This is a genomic window from uncultured Lacinutrix sp., assembly GCF_947500605.1.
Taxonomy (GTDB): Bacteria; Bacteroidota; Bacteroidia; order Flavobacteriales; family Flavobacteriaceae; genus Lacinutrix.
In genome coordinates this window covers 109,176-124,526 of sequence record NZ_CANMSJ010000011.1, presented here as the reverse complement: position 1 = coordinate 124,526, position 15,351 = coordinate 109,176, and the positions used below count along the sequence as shown (strand labels likewise).

General features: G+C 30.6%; 12 protein-coding genes. 6 read left to right on the top strand and 6 right to left on the bottom strand.

Annotated elements, in window-relative coordinates; all coding sequences use genetic code 11:
* Positions 1–625: 625 nt before the first annotated feature.
* Complete coding sequence (locus Q0935_RS14345; RefSeq protein WP_299387640.1) at positions 626–2,605, bottom strand: putative porin; 1,980 nt, start codon at positions 2,603–2,605, stop codon at positions 626–628.
* A gap of 211 nt (positions 2,606–2,816) precedes the next feature.
* Here Q0935_RS14345 and Q0935_RS14340 point away from each other — a divergent pair, with 211 nt between their 5' ends.
* From Q0935_RS14340 to Q0935_RS14320, 5 genes are all read left to right on the top strand, one after another.
* Complete coding sequence (locus Q0935_RS14340; RefSeq protein WP_299253128.1) at positions 2,817–3,416, top strand: ribonuclease HII; 600 nt, start codon at positions 2,817–2,819, stop codon at positions 3,414–3,416.
* Between the two features lie 32 nt (positions 3,417–3,448).
* Positions 3,449–5,887, top strand: a complete 2,439-nt coding sequence (locus tag Q0935_RS14335) for a ribonuclease HII (RefSeq protein WP_299387622.1) — start codon at positions 3,449–3,451, stop codon at positions 5,885–5,887.
* Between the two features lie 206 nt (positions 5,888–6,093).
* Positions 6,094–7,143, top strand: coding sequence for a nucleoid-associated protein (locus tag Q0935_RS14330; RefSeq protein WP_299387620.1), 1,050 nt, complete (start codon positions 6,094–6,096; stop codon positions 7,141–7,143).
* Between the two features lie 11 nt (positions 7,144–7,154).
* Positions 7,155–7,874 carry an AAA family ATPase gene (locus Q0935_RS14325; RefSeq protein WP_299387618.1) on the top strand — a complete coding sequence of 240 codons (720 nt, stop codon included), beginning with the start codon at positions 7,155–7,157 and terminating at the stop codon, positions 7,872–7,874.
* 132 nt (positions 7,875–8,006) lie between these two features.
* Entirely contained in the window at positions 8,007–8,231 is a 225-nt protein-coding gene (locus tag Q0935_RS14320; protein WP_299387615.1) for a hypothetical protein, read from the top strand.
* Between the two features lie 124 nt (positions 8,232–8,355).
* Here Q0935_RS14320 and Q0935_RS14315 read toward each other — a convergent pair whose 3' ends face one another.
* From Q0935_RS14315 to Q0935_RS14300, 4 genes are all read right to left on the bottom strand, one after another.
* Positions 8,356–9,825 carry a cell wall anchor protein gene (locus tag Q0935_RS14315; protein ID WP_299387611.1) on the bottom strand — a complete coding sequence of 490 codons (1,470 nt, stop codon included), beginning with the start codon at positions 9,823–9,825 and terminating at the stop codon, positions 8,356–8,358.
* A gap of 171 nt (positions 9,826–9,996) precedes the next feature.
* Entirely contained in the window at positions 9,997–10,575 is a 579-nt protein-coding gene (locus Q0935_RS14310; protein WP_299387607.1) for a hypothetical protein, read from the bottom strand.
* Between the two features lie 2 nt (positions 10,576–10,577).
* Positions 10,578–11,282, bottom strand: coding sequence for a lipoyl(octanoyl) transferase LipB (gene lipB / locus Q0935_RS14305; protein ID WP_299387604.1), 705 nt, complete (start codon positions 11,280–11,282; stop codon positions 10,578–10,580).
* Positions 11,283–11,461: 179 nt separating this feature from the next.
* Positions 11,462–11,620 (bottom strand): YqaE/Pmp3 family membrane protein, encoded by a 159-nt coding sequence (locus Q0935_RS14300; RefSeq protein WP_299253152.1) that lies wholly within the window; start codon positions 11,618–11,620, stop codon positions 11,462–11,464.
* A gap of 120 nt (positions 11,621–11,740) precedes the next feature.
* On the opposite strand from Q0935_RS14300, the gene lysS reads away from it, so the two are divergent.
* On the top strand, positions 11,741–13,435 hold the full coding sequence (lysS, locus tag Q0935_RS14295; RefSeq protein WP_299253154.1) for a lysine--tRNA ligase: 1,695 nt from the start codon (positions 11,741–11,743) through the stop codon (positions 13,433–13,435).
* A gap of 191 nt (positions 13,436–13,626) precedes the next feature.
* On the opposite strand, the gene Q0935_RS14290 is transcribed toward lysS, so the two are convergent.
* Positions 13,627–15,273: a Zn-dependent hydrolase gene (locus Q0935_RS14290; RefSeq protein WP_299253157.1), complete on the bottom strand. Its 1,647-nt coding sequence runs from the start codon at positions 15,271–15,273 to the stop codon at positions 13,627–13,629.
* Positions 15,274–15,351: the final 78 nt, after the last annotated feature.

Below are 15,351 nucleotides of genomic sequence, written 5' to 3'. Positions count from 1 at the left end.
CGGCTGCAAACTTACAACCTTTATTTAATATAAAAAGACTTTTTTGAATCTTTTTTATATTATTTTATTTCGTCTTGGTAATGAACTTCGCTTTACACCTTGTCGTTGTGACTGCGGCGCTAAGCGGCTGCAAATGTACAACCGTTTTTTTCTTACGCAACCTTTATTTTTATGTTTTTTGTTATTATTTTTAAGAGCATCTTTTAACCATTATTAATCAAGCAGTTAAACTGCTATTTTTTTATTGTGTTTTTGATACTAATTGTCCTTATTATATATACTTAGTTTTACTTGTGTATTGAACACTTTAATATTATTAAATAGTAAACATATAGTTATTGGATACTTTAATTTATTCGATGCCTTTAAAATTTAATTTTATTTTGCATTAACAAAGCCATTTATTCTTTTATATATTCTCTTTTATCTGATTATCTTTTTTAAAAACGTTGTGACTAAAAAAAGGTTCGTTATTTATAATCACATTGAGATTATAAAAACGAACCTTTGAATTTATACTGTTTACAACTGTTTACCCGCGTTAGGGATTGAGGCTTTGTTGAAGCTCCTCGCAGAGAGCGACTGCCGAAAGCCCGACCTAAGAGGTAACGCCCAAGAAATTGTTTTACATAAAGAAGTTCCAGACTAGACCAAAGCGCACTTTGAAATCTCTGAATGGTGTATTGGGCGCCGAATAATAGTCTCGACCGGTAAAGGCCGCATTGAAATGTTCGGCTTTTATGTAGATTCTTGTTTGGCGAATTTTTGCATTTACAAAGAAGTCTAATCTTGGAAAGCCACCATATTCTTGCTCATTTTGAGTATAGAACTCGGCTAAAACTGGGTCGTAACCATTCATGTTATATGACGTAAAGTAATTAAGCGTGACACCGGTTTGTAAATACATTGCCTTTTTGAACAAATGATTTGAGTAATATAAGGTATTACGTGTTATTACTTGTGGTACGTTAAAGACTTCGTTTTCGTCTTGAACGTTTTGATACATTACGGTATTGTTTAGAGCAAAGTTTCGGTATTTGATTTCTTTGCTTGCTTTTAACCTAAGGTAGGTTATTGATTTATCGTTTTGAAATGGTTTTACAAGGTTTGTTACAGGATCTAGTCCGAAGTAAACATGATCGTTTATTGTTGTTAAGTCTAATGTAATATCTGCTATTTTTTTAGATTTAAGATTAAACGCTATTTGTTGTGTTTTCACTGTATTGAATTGGTTTTCCCAATTATAATTAGTGTAATCACTTTGATATAATTGTTTGTTATAATCTGGCGCCGCAGTGTTATTATTGATTTGAGCCGATGCGCTTAAATCGTCGTTTAATTTATAAGATGCTTCTGCATTTATAAAATTACCCACAAAACTTCCGGAAACATTTACACCCAACTCTCCTTTAAGATTGAATCCTTTTATTTGTTTTTTGTACTTACCTCCTACTGCAAGAATATCCCCTTTTAGTCTATTTGTAATTGTATTTCCTTCTAATACTACTAACTTATTGTATCCATAATTATAGTTTGTGTGTGTTGTATTGAATTGTACATCCCCAATTAAACTGTTAGAATAATTTAATTGAAGTTGATTACTAAATTCTTCTAGTGTTACTTCGTCTCTAAGACCAGTGGTTTTGAAGCTTGATCCAAAAATTTCATTACTGGTAGTTTGCTCGAACCTATAATTCTTATCTTTTAGAGACATAATGTGAGTAACGTTTAGATTGTTATTAGAAAGAGAATCGGTATTACTAATAACATTATACTTGTGGTTTAGATAAAACCTTTTTCCTCTTAGAATGCTTTCGGCATCTTCGAAATTTACTTCAAGCACTCCTCTATCGTCAAAATCTTTATCTCCAGATTCGAAAAAAGTGACACTTTCGTCTGTTAACCCACCATTTTCTTCATTTAAAAGGTCTTGTGACACAAAATGAAGGTTTGCTACGTACTTTTTGTTTTTTGTTTTATAACTGGTAGTAAATCTAAAATTACCAGTACTTGTAAGGTTGTTTTGGTAGTTACCTAAAGAACGTAATCCCTTATAGGCTATCGAAAAATTAAATTGTTTAGATGTATTTACAGTGAAAAGAGCATCTAAAAGTTGTCCTTGTTCGAAAGCTGATTTATACATTAACTCCGTTAGAGGTGTTGGAACATGAAAATAGTTAATATCTTCAATTTCCATATAATTAAAATGCCTTGCTCTAGCTCCAAATTCTGGAAGCAATGAGATACTTTGAAAATCTTCACTTAATGTATTATACGTTTGACCCATGTTGGCAAAAGGCATTAAATTAAATTCGTCCTTTCTTAGGTAATTGTATTTGTATTCTTTTTGAATTGTAAGTGTAGTATCTAGATAGGTTGTATCGTTTTTATGAGTAATAATAAGGTAATCGGTAATTTTAGCTTTTTCATTTTTAACTCCCTTACCTTTACCTCTTGATAGACTGTCGTTTCTGACACTTCCTTCTTCAGAACTACTGACTGATTTTGTATCGTTTAATTTCCCTAGCGACCGCTTTGGCTCTGTTTGAGCATAAGTAATGCTAACAAAACATATTAAAAAAAATGTAAAAATTATTTTATTCATTAAATGATATCTATTTTTAGCCTAACAAAGTAAGATCTAGGTGTAAATTTAAAGTTTTGTCAAAAATATGAAATATCTCAATTTGTTTGGCCTTTAAACTTAGAAACGCATACACATATTAAATAATATTTTAATATGGATGATAATATTACAATTAATAATACTATTTTTTGTTAAGAATTATACAAATGAACTTGTTTAAACTTTTTAAATGCTAAAATTAAAATATTCGAAATTTGAGTTAGAATGCGGAACAGATGAAGCTGGCAGAGGTTGCCTTGCTGGACCTGTAACTGCTGCTGCTGTAATTTTACCCAAAACTTTTAAGGATAAAATTTTAAATGACTCTAAACAACTCTCTGAAACTAAACGTAATTTTTTAAAACCTATTATAGAAGACAAAGCTGTTTCGTTTGCATTTACCCATGTTTTTGAAAATGAAATTGATAAAATAAACATTCTTAATGCTTCGATTTTAGCCATGCAACGTTCGATTTTAAAATTAGAACCTACTCCCGAATTTATTATTATTGATGGCAATAGGTTTAAACCTTTAAATGACATTCCGTTTGAGACCATAGTAAAAGGAGATAGTAAGTTTTTAAGCATTGCTGCTGCTTCGGTTTTAGCGAAAACATATCGTGATGAATACATGTGTAAGATTCACGAAGAATTCCCAATGTATAATTGGAAACAAAACAAAGGTTACCCTACAAAAGAACACCGAGAAGCTATTAGAAAATATGGTGCGACAAAATACCATAGAAAAAGCTTTAAACTTTTACCCGAACAATTAAAATTAGAATTGTAATTTTGAATGTACAAAAATCCCTCTACTATATAATGAAGCGTATATCGATAATATTAATTCTATTAACAATATTAGTTAGCTGTAATAGCAATAGCTATAAAAAAGCATCTATTTACGATTTTATTCCTGATGAAGCCTCCATTATTGTTACTATAAACGATACTGAAAGTTTAGAAACCAACCTTAATAATAATGCTTTTATTAGTAGTCTTTCTTCATCATTGGTTTATAAAAATATCTCTAAAAAATTAAAGCATTTAGATTATTTAAACACCGAAAATCCCGTTGTTATCTCTTTTTTAAAAGACAAAAATGATAGTCTTGGATTTACAATTTCTACAAAACAAATTGCTAATCTTTTCTCTATAGATTCTTTACCAAACCATAAGGTAGAAACACTACAAATTGCAAATACTCCTGTTCAAAAAATAACGTATAATAACGAAATACTATACACAACTTTTAAAGACAGCATAGCTATAGCAGCCTCAAATAGCAATCTTTTAAAAACTATTATCACAAAAGAAGATAAAAACGAAGCGCGTAAAAAAATTATTGGCACTATAAACAATAACAAGCCCATTTCGATAATTTTAAGTAACCCTGAGAAAAACTTAGTACACTCGTTTTTTAATTCTGAAACACTCTTGTTTAAAAATTTTAGTGATTACACTTCTATTGATGCTGTAATTTCTCAAGATGAAATACTTTTTAATGGTATTACTAAAGCTTCAGATTCATCTAACACATTAATTAATATTTTTAAAAACACCACTCCTCAAGAAAACGAGTTGGCTAAAATTGCTCCAAACAACAGTGATGGGTTTTTAAGTTTTACTTTCAATAATTTTAATACACTAAAGACAAATTTAGATGCTTTTAATAAAAAAGAAGATAGCACAACCGTAACTGGATTATTCGATAATATTATTGAAGTAGGATCGATATTTTCGGGAGAAAACCAAGCTCTTGTTTTAAACTCTATAGATGTTATCTCGACTAAAGACCAACTTATAAGTGAAAATAATGAAGTAGAAAACTTTAGACAGATTCCTATTTACGATTTTAGCAAACCAGAATTGTTTGAAACCGTATTCTATCCTTTAATAAATTACAACGAAGCTAAATACTATTTTGTAATAGATCAGTTTTTTGTTTTCGCAAGGGACATAGAAACCTTAGAGAATATTATTGCTAATTACTTAAATAAAACCACTTTAAGCAGTCGCGATTATTATAAAAATATAACAAAAAATCTTAGTAACGAATCTTCAATTTTACAAATTTTAAGTAACGATAAGCTTAAAGATTTATTAGACTTAAATCTAAACGTACACCTAGAAAACAATTTTAAAGATTATAAGATTTCGGCATTACAATTTGTTTACGATACACATTACGCACACCTTCATGGCGCTATTAAAAAGAATAAAATAAAAGCAGAAGCTAATGCTGTTACAGAGTTACTAAATATTAGACTTGATGCAGATTTACTAAACGACCCACAATTTGTAACCAACCACAGAACAAAGCAAAAAGAAATTATTGTTCAAGATATCAATAACAAGCTCTATTTGATTTCTAATATTGGGAATATTCTTTGGAAAAAACAACTTAACGGTCCCGTTTTAGGTAAGATAGAACAAATTGATATTTATAAAAACGGAAGGTTACAATTAGCCTTCGCAACACCAAATCGAGTGTATTTATTAGACCGAACAGGAAGAGATGTTACTGGATTTCCATTAAAGTTCAATGATAAGATTACACAGCCGCTTTCGGTTTTCGATTATGATAAAAGAAAAAAATACCGCCTATTTATAACGCAAGATAAAAACGTGTTACTTTACGATGCCAAAGGAAAAACAGTTAAAGGCTTTAAATTTTCTTCGGCTAAAAAAACTATTAATCATCAGCCGCAACATATTAGAATTGGGAATAAAGATTACGTCCTTATTAAAACCGATAATAAACTAAATATTTTAACTAGAAGAGGACAAACTAGAGTTAAGATTGCTACAGATTTAGAATTCTCTAACGAGGCTATTTATAATTACAATAATACATTTACAACTACAACTGCAGATGGTAAAATAATTAGCATAGACCAAAATGGAAAAGTTGATACCAAAGCATATAATTTAACGAAAAAGCATCATTTAGCAACAACAACTAAAACTTTAGCATCGCAAAACGAGAACATTCTTAATATAAAAAGTAATAGACTTGAATTAGATTTAGGTAACTATTCACCTTTAAAAATCTTTTATCTTAAAAATAAAATCTATGTTTCTGTAACCGATTTACAATCTCAAAAAGTATTGTTGTTCGATAGCCAAGCAAAACCTATAGAAAACTTCCCTGTATATGGAAACTCTTCTATAGAACTAGATAATATTGATAACGACAATAGTATAGAGTTTGTTACGAAAGGAGACAGTAATAGTATTTTATTATACGAGATAAATTAAAGCTTATTTACCATTCCTAGAAAACAAAAAACCATCGTATTATTCTCAAGATAGTTAGCTGTAAAATGAAAACTACAGGACACGTAAGAAGATTAATTTTTAATATAAAACTTAGTAAACCGAAGCAAAGTCTTCGGTTTTTTTATTCCTTTTTTCTGCTGAAATGTTTACTATTGTAGTTCGAAATATAAACTTCCATTTTTAAGATGATTACACGTAAAGCCGCAACTATTTCTAAATTTATAATTCATAAAGTAGGTAATAAACATAACGATACAAAAAATGCTTTTTCAGATCAAGAAGTGCATTTTGACGAAGACAGTTATGAACTTATGTTACCCTTTTTACTAAGACCATTTGGATCTGTAGTACAGAGTTATCGTTTTAATCACCACGCAAATGTGGAATTAAATGAAATTAATGCTTACGCCAAAAACATCTTTAACGATGATGATGCCTTCGTAGAAGCTTCAAAAAATATTGTAAAGCATTTGTACGAGCAAAGTAATTCTGCACAAATAAAAACAGGAGATGTTTTGGTTGCTGTTTTCGAAGGTATCGAATACAAAGAAATGGTAACTAATGCTATTGGTATTTTTAAAATTGAAAACAAGATAGATTTCTTTCAAACCTATTTAGAAAATAACAGTTACGATGTATTAGTACAAAAAGGAATATCTTCTAGAAAAGTAGACAAAGGCTGTTTAATTTTAAATCAAACAGATATGGAAGGTAATATTATTTTAACTGTAGATAATAATAGTTACGATGCACAATATTGGCTAGAAAAGTTTTTAAATATAAAATATGCAGACGATAGTAATAACCACACCCATAATTACCTAGATATGTGCAGTGAGTTTTCTACCGAAATTTTAAAAACCAGTTATGGTGAGCAAGAAAGAAATATCTTTTTAGCAAAAACAATCGACTATTTTAAGGAAAATGAAATTGTAAATATCGAACGCTTTAAAGAAGAAGTTTTTACTGAAGAAAAGCACATTCAACAATTTGAAGATTTCAAGAAAGAATACGAAGACGAACTTAATGTAGTATTACGTAATCAATTTGATCTTGCTGAAGCTGTTGTAAAAAAGGATAAAAAGAAAATTAAAACAGATATTAAGTTAGATACGAATATCCAGATAAAACTAGATATCGATGCTCCCGATGCTGCTCAAGAATATTTAGAACGTGGTTACGACGAAGAAAAGAAAATGCATTATTACAAAGTGTTTTTTAATGCTGAAGCTTAATTAGTTTATAAATGGGGATTTCTAATTTAATAGTTAACGATGAAGCAAAAATTGAATTTAAGGATATTCAATTTAGCGAAGAAAACAAAACTATTTTAACTACTTTCTTAAAAGAGTTTTCTCATATAGAAGCACTAAGTAAATACAGTTTATCTGTAGACAATAAGATATTGTTATATGGACATACAGGTTGCGGTAAAACAACTACTGCAAAAGCAATTGCAAAACATTTAAACAAGAAAATTTACAGCATAGACTTAAGTACTATTGTCTCGGCAAGGTTAGGAGAAACGTCTAAAAATGTTTCTGAAGTATTTAAAAAAGCAGCTTTAGAAAAAGCTGTTTTATTTATAGATGAGTTCGATTACTTAGGAGCATCAAGAAATGATGATAAAAAAGACTCTGCCGAAATGCAACGTCTGGTCAACACTATTATTCAACTTATAGATTATTATCCTAACGACGCCCTTTTAATTGCTGCAACAAATTACAGCGATGTTATAGACACCGCATTACTAAGGCGTTTTCAATTAAAAATAAAATTCGAATTACCTACACAAATAGAACTCGACACCTACTACGCTGATTTATTAAAAGAGTTCCCAAAGGAATTTCATCAATTCCACAGACGTTACAACATATCGTTTGCCGAAGCTAAAACGATTTTACATCAAGCAATAAAAAAACAAATAATTAATAACGAAGAGCAAAAACAAGCTTTAAAAGATTAATCTTTTTTTTGGATTGCTAACCTACTTGACTATATCAAAAAAATAGTCGAACTTAGAAACTATTACTCATGTTACTATATTTCGGTCTTAATTAATGACTACTGCGGTATATTGCATTTACAAATTATAATTATGAAATTAAACTTATTGTCTTGCGATGCCCAAAGACCAGATAGAAGAGCAATATCTAAATGTATTGCAGAAGTCTCTTCTAATATTAGTGATTCTTTAGCAAACGAACTTACAGATATTCTTTTAGAAGGAGATGCTGTAGATATTGAAGTATCTGATAAAAACTCAGGTTCAGCTTTAAGGTCTTTACGAAAATTAGATATTGATTATGAAATTGTAGAGTAACCTAAATAAATATTTTAAAAAATAGCGATAGTTAAAATCACTTCTTAACGGTTTAAAAAATTGCTAAATAAAAAAGCGACCTTTATTTCTAAAGGCCGCTTTTTTTATTTATTTCAATATTTTTTTATCGAATTACTGTATAGAGCGATGCAATGTACACAGATGATCCGGACCCAGAGTTTCTTTCTGTCCATAATTCTATAAAATCTCCTGGAGCTAACTGTACAGTACCAACAACAGCTGCTGCTCCAATATCAAAATTACCACCAATCTCTCTAGCTGTTGTTGTATTATATACAGGTGTTGCTGTAGCATCTCCGCTGTTACCTTTTGCTATATAAAATAATAAAACATCATTATTAGAAACACCTCTAAAAGAAATACTTGTTGTTACTGTAAAATACCGTGTTCTTTTACCTTCATAAACCAACCTATTACTACCAACCGCACTAAACCTAAATAAATTATTTGTAGCGGTTGTTCCTACTATTTTTACTGGCACTCCATTTCCTGTATAATTAGTGGTGTTTCCTGTTCCTGTAGTAAAACTTAAATTATAATCTCCAATGGCATTGTTATCGGTTTCTTGAGGAATTCCCTGGCAATCTACATCCCAGAAATTACTAAAATTGTAACCCGAGTATGTATCTACTGTATAAGGTATTACCCTCGTTCCAGCACCTGTAAAATTAATCCCTGTTAATGATGCTGAAGTTCCAATAGTTGGATTTGCACTTACATCTAGACCTACTTCACCAGTTCCCACAGCTACTCTTCCGTTAGCTATTTGCAAATTCTGAAAAGTGCTAGAAAGCGTTAAAAAAGTTCCACTATTACTTTCTGTCCAAAATACTTTATCAATAAATAAGGAGTTTATTGTAGATATATTAAAGCCGTTATTTGTATTTACCACTTGTAATACTTCAAAAAACACAGCATTAAAGCTACTTAATGTTCCTAATGAAGAGGCATTAGTAATAATTACACTATAACCTAACATACTTTGTACTCCATCACTAGTGATATCAAATACCTGTTGTCCGCCTCCATTTATTAAAATATCTTTTAAGCGTCCTCCATTGGCACCAGTAAATAAAGTTGCACCAGATGCATTTACCAAAACATCTTCTCCAGTATCACGACCTACAAGGTTTGCACCATTTAAATCTATACTATAATCTACATTAACAATACCATTTATTTCATATAGATAATCTTCATTCAAAACATATTTAGCACCTAAACCAGCTGCTAACTCATCTGCTAGGTCAGAAATATCTTTTACTAATTTATAATTATCTCTCGTGTTTTCTGGTACAGAGGAACCTGTTAAAAGTTTTTCCCAAGAAGTATCATCCCAATGAAAGAAGGAATTCTCTGTTATGTCGTAAACAAGCAAACCATCTGCTGGACTTGCTATAGCAAGTCTTTCGGTAGTTGTCATTCTGGGAGTTAATAATCCTTGTGTTGTAGATGTAATATCCAATGCAGAAGATGCATCTGGATTTGTATTACCAATACCTACTTGCGAAATCGCCTTTGTTGTAATAAGGGATATTACAACGAAAGACAGTACTGTCAATCTAATATTCATGTTTAATCAATTTAGGGACTACGAAAATAGGTAATCAAGACTAAAAACCGATATAAAGAACTAAAACATCGATAAAAAACACTGTTTAGTTGAAAAAAGAAAGAATAAGACTACAATTTGTTGTTAAAATGAAGAAACTAAATTAATAAAGAATAAAAAAACAACTTTTAATTAAAGTTTGCCAGAGCCCAAAAAGAAATCGCGCAAACCGATAGCTTTACGTTTTATAAAAGTACTAAACGAATGACTCTCGGTTTTTAAATCTGTTGTAAAATCGACAATTTCTTCGCTTTTAAAATAGAAGTATAGATTTCTTATTGTTAATGCTAGAGTAAAAAGCATAATTAATAAGTTTCTATAAAAACTTACATCGGTATCGTAGACTATTTTATTGTTAAGCTCAATTCTAAAAGGATCTTCTTGCTCCTTACTTACTCCTAAATACAATACAAGTTCTTGCCCAATAGCATTAGGATTTAGTAAAGTCTCCCAATACTTTTTGTAAATATCTGAAATGTAATATTCATGAAGCTCCCTATCGCTAAGGTTTAAAATTAGTCGTTTACCAATAACACTTCTAAGGCCATACTCTCGGGAACGACCATCGTTTTTAGTTTCGATTTTAGCAGAAGAAAGCACACCTGAAACTTTATAAAAATCGCTTGTTTTTAACGAAAAATCTGGAAGTATATAATAGCCAACTATAAAAATTAAAACTACATTAAGTATGTATAGCTTAAAGTCTTTCAACTTTAATTATTAATAAATTCAGCTTCAAAAAGCGTAGTAAAATGCTTTAATAGTTTGCTTTTAACTTCAGCTTCGTCAATCTCTTTTTTCCCTAATTCTACATTAAGAGAAGTCACAGCTTTTCCACGAATACCACAAGGTATGATATTATCAAAATATCCTAAATCTGCATTTACATTTAAAGCAAAACCATGCATTGTTACCCAACGACTGGCGCGAACTCCTAATGCACATATTTTTCTAGCAAATGGTTTTCCAACATCAAGCCAAACACCTGTTTCTCCAGGAGAACGTTCCGCTTTTAAACCGTATTCTTCAAGCGTAAGGATTATCATTTCTTCAAGAAAACGAAGATATTTATGAATGTCTGTAAAAAAATTGTCCAAATCTAAAATAGGATAACCCACAATTTGTCCTGGACCATGATATGTAATATCTCCTCCTCTATTTATTTTATAGAAAGTTGCTCCTTTTTCGGTAAGTTGTTTTTCATCTAATAATAAATTAGAAATATCTCCACTTTTACCTAAAGTATAAACATGAGGATGTTCGACAAACAAAAAGTAATTATTGGTTTCTAAACCAGCGTCTTCTCTTCTGTTTTTAATTTTAGTTTCTAAAACACCTTTAAACAATTCTTCTTGGTAATCCCAAGTGTCTTTAAAATCCTTAGAACCTAAGTCTTGAAGTGCAATTTTTTTATTCATAGTCTACAAAATTACAATAAATTAAGAATAAAACAGCTTTTTTAGATAAGAGTAACCTACTGCCTATTGTTACTAAACAATCCTTTTACAGATGAATTTTATCAGCAATTAAAACAACACTATTTAAAAAAACTAATAGCAATTAGGATTGTGTATACATATTAAGGACACACTTTATATTACTTCTTAGGGTTATTTAATATTACTAAAGCCGCAATAACGCCTGGAACCCAGCCACAAAGCCATAATAAAAAAGTAATTAATATTGAGCCACAACCTTTATCTAAGACTGCTAAAGGTGGACAAATAATTGATAGGATAACTCTCCAGATACTCATAATTTGATTTGATTTTAAACTGAACAACGCTCAGTGATGATTGATGATTTAATTATAGGACGCAAACTATTGCGATTTGTTACAAAGCATTATCTTTGCAAGCTTAAACAAAAATTTATTATGTCACAATTATCAGAGCAAGAGCTCGTACGAAGAGAAAAGCTAGCAAAGCTTCGCGAAATGGGTATTAACCCATATCCAGCCGATTTATTTCCAGTTTCTGAAACATCAAAAAAGATAAAACAGGAATTTAAGGAAGGTAAACAGGTAGTTATTGCTGGACGTTTAATGTCTCGTCGTATTCAAGGTAATGCAAGTTTTGCAGAGTTACAAGATAGCGAAGGCAGAATACAAGTCTATTTTAATAGAGACGAAATTTGTACAGGAGAAGATAAAGGTAAATATAACAATGTCTATAAAAAATTATTAGACATTGGCGATTTTATTGGTATTGAAGGAGAATTATTTACAACTAAGGTTGGTGAAAAAACGGTATTAGTTAAAAACTTCACTTTATTAAGTAAATCTTTAAAACCTTTACCATTACCAAAAATTGATGCAGAAGGAAAAGCACACGATGCCTTTGTAGATCCAGAAATGAGATACAGACAACGTTACGCAGATTTAGCTGTAAACCCACATGTAAAAGAAGTATTTGTAAAGCGTACAAAGTTATTTAACGCCATGCGTAATTTCTTTAACGACGCTGGTTACTTTGAAGTAGAAACTCCAATATTACAACCTATTCCTGGAGGAGCTGCTGCACGTCCTTTTATGACGCATCATAACAGTTTAGACATTCCGTTATACATGAGAATTGCTAACGAGCTTTACCTAAAACGTTTAATTGTTGGTGGTTTTGATGGTGTTTATGAGTTTTCTAAAAACTTTAGAAACGAAGGAATGGACAGAACTCACAATCCTGAATTTACAGCAATGGAAATTTATGTGTCTTATAAAGATTACAACTGGATGATGGATTTCTGCGAGAAACTTTTAGAACATTGTGCTATTGCAGTAAATGGAACTAGCGAAGCTACTTTTGGAGAACACAAAGTAAACTTTAAGGCACCTTACAAACGTATTACAATGGCAGATTCTATAAAAGAATTTACCGGTTTTGATATTAATGGTAAAACGGAAGCTGAAATTTTTGATGCTGCTAAAGGCATGGGAATAGATGTTGACGCTACTATGGGTAAAGGAAAATTAATAGATGAAATTTTTGGTGAAAAATGTGAAGGTAATTACATCCAACCAACATTTATTACAGACTACCCAAAAGAGATGAGTCCGTTATGTAAAGAACATAGAGATAATCCAGAATTAACAGAGCGTTTTGAACTTATGGTTTGTGGTAAAGAAATAGCAAATGCTTATTCTGAACTTAACGACCCAATAGACCAACGCGAACGTTTTGAGCACCAATTAAAACTGGCTCAAAAAGGTGATGATGAAGCAACTGAATTTATAGATGAAGACTTTTTACGTGCTTTAGAATATGGTATGCCTCCAACATCTGGAATGGGAATTGGAATGGATAGGTTAATTATGTTTTTAACAAACAACCAATCTATACAAGAAGTGTTATTCTTCCCTCAAATGAGACCTGAGAAAAAAGCGGTTCCAATGAATGAAGAGGAAAAAGCAGTTTTCGAAATCTTAAAGAAAAATTCGCCTATAGATTTAAACGACTTAAAAAGCCAATCTGGTTTAAGCAATAAAAAATGGGATAAAACCGTAAAAGGATTAACAAAACTTGGTGTTGCTAAAGTTAGCAAAACCGACGATGGTTTATTTGTTGAAATGGTTTAACAGCATTTGTTATTTAGAGCGATAACAAAAGCATCTCAATAAATTAAAAAGGAATTACAGAAATGTAGTTCCTTTTTTGTTTGCCTTAAATAGTATTAAATACTTTTTGCTTTATTCTATATAACTTAAAACAAAAAAAGGCTTCAGATAAAAATCTGAAGCCTTTTAATTAAATACTCTTTTTTTTTATATTATTCTAAGCCTAAAGCCTCTACTCCTTGTTCAAAAACAACATCTACAGGAATACTTGCCGCACTTAAACGGTTTAAATCTTTTTGTAACTGTTCTGGAATGCTTCCGTAGTTAACTACAAACTTAGCAACACCTTTATAATCACCATCACCTTGATATGTTAATATTACTTGAGATAACATTTCCATAGCACTTTCCATTTTCTGAAAATTAACTTTATAAGTTCCATCTTCATTTCTTGTAAAAGCTCCCATTTGTTGAAAGAAGTTAAAACGAATCATGTTTGCTTTTCCATGAGCACTAGAAGCACCAAAACGTACAGATCTAAAAATACCAGCCATAAAAGTGACCATATTATCTTTTAAATCTTCTTTTAACTCTCCTTTTTTGTGCAATTGTTGCACCATATATAATCCTAAAATGTCAGCTTTACCTTCTTCAAGTGCACTTGCATGTTCTTTAAGAGATGTTCTAACTGTACCGTTTCCGTTAATAGTATTTTTAATTCCTAAACCATGAGCCACTTCATGAAACATTGTGTTCGCAAAAAAAGCATCGAAAGTAATATGTTTGCGTTGGCTTTCTTCTATTAAAATACTAGAAATAGGCATTAAAATTTTATCGAATTTAGCACGCATTGCATTTTTAAGTTGCAAACGTCTTGTTCCTTTTTTTAACTGAACTTCCTCGTCGTTTGGTAAATTAATGGCAATAGTTTTACTTCCTGAATTGCAATCTCCTGCATAAAATACAACGTCGTATGCATTTAAATCGCTATCTGTACCTGGTTTTTCTTTTTTATACTTTTCATTTACAGGCAATCCTTTTTGAAGCTCTGGTAAAAAACTACTAAACTTAGCTAGTTTTGCACTCCACTCTTGATCTTTAATTAACACGTAACCTTCATGCGCAGCTTTATTTCCAAAAAGCTGATCTTCATAAGTTTCAATAGGACCTATTACAATATCTAATGTATTGTTTTTCATATCCATCCAAGCGAAATCACTTTTTTGATAATCGTCATTTAATACAGCTGCAGCTCTTAACTCTAAATAGTTTTTTAAACCTTTATCTTCTGCTAATTCTGAAGCTTTTAATAACAAACGAGACACTTCCTTTACCTCTGCTCCAAATTGTTTATGGTAAGGTATTGTGTATAAATTACCTTCTCCATCACGTCTTACAAAATTATAAATGCTTGTTTTGTTTTCCATAGAAGCCTTTTCAAACTCCTCTTTTGTCATATCTGCAGGATAAAAATTTGCTCCTTTTGGTTTAGCAGCAATACCTTCTACAAATGGTTTGTTATTATTTAATCTATCCCAAGGACCATAATTTATTTTAACATAGTCCTTAGTAGCCTTATCTGTGATACCATCTAATAAAGCATCGCAATCTCCATAAGATTCAAACCAAAACAAATCGTTCATTTTATTTGCTGCACTAATTAAAATAGGCAGCATTTGCTTTTCCTTTTCGGTTAATACACTTAAATCTGAAGTAAGTTTTACACTTACATATTTATCTAGATTGGTTTGCATTTCGGTTTTAGGTGTTTCGGTTTCAGTTTTAGTTTCTATTTGTTTCTGCTCTTCTTTGCAAGAAAAAATAGAAGCGAATACTAATAAGTATATTACTTTTTTCATGTGATTAATTAAATTAATTCTGGATTAATGTAAAGTTAGCAAATTTTAAATATCTTATTACTTAACACTACAAAAAGT

Bases quoted from the DNA above. Each gene is read 5' to 3' on its own strand.
- Q0935_RS14345 (WP_299387640.1), bottom strand. From the start codon at position 2,605: ATGAATAAAATAATTTTTACATTTTTTTTAATATGTTTTGTTAGCATT.
- Q0935_RS14340 (WP_299253128.1), top strand. From the start codon at position 2,817: ATGCTAAAATTAAAATATTCGAAATTTGAGTTAGAATGCGGAACAGAT.
- Q0935_RS14335 (WP_299387622.1), top strand. From the start codon at position 3,449: ATGAAGCGTATATCGATAATATTAATTCTATTAACAATATTAGTTAGC.
- Q0935_RS14330 (WP_299387620.1), top strand. From the start codon at position 6,094: ATGATTACACGTAAAGCCGCAACTATTTCTAAATTTATAATTCATAAA.
- Q0935_RS14325 (WP_299387618.1), top strand. From the start codon at position 7,155: ATGGGGATTTCTAATTTAATAGTTAACGATGAAGCAAAAATTGAATTT.
- Q0935_RS14320 (WP_299387615.1), top strand. From the start codon at position 8,007: ATGAAATTAAACTTATTGTCTTGCGATGCCCAAAGACCAGATAGAAGA.
- Q0935_RS14315 (WP_299387611.1), bottom strand. From the start codon at position 9,825: ATGAATATTAGATTGACAGTACTGTCTTTCGTTGTAATATCCCTTATT.
- lipB (WP_299387604.1), bottom strand. From the start codon at position 11,282: ATGAATAAAAAAATTGCACTTCAAGACTTAGGTTCTAAGGATTTTAAA.
- Q0935_RS14300 (WP_299253152.1), bottom strand. From the start codon at position 11,620: ATGAGTATCTGGAGAGTTATCCTATCAATTATTTGTCCACCTTTAGCA.
- lysS (WP_299253154.1), top strand. From the start codon at position 11,741: ATGTCACAATTATCAGAGCAAGAGCTCGTACGAAGAGAAAAGCTAGCA.
- Q0935_RS14290 (WP_299253157.1), bottom strand. From the start codon at position 15,273: ATGAAAAAAGTAATATACTTATTAGTATTCGCTTCTATTTTTTCTTGC.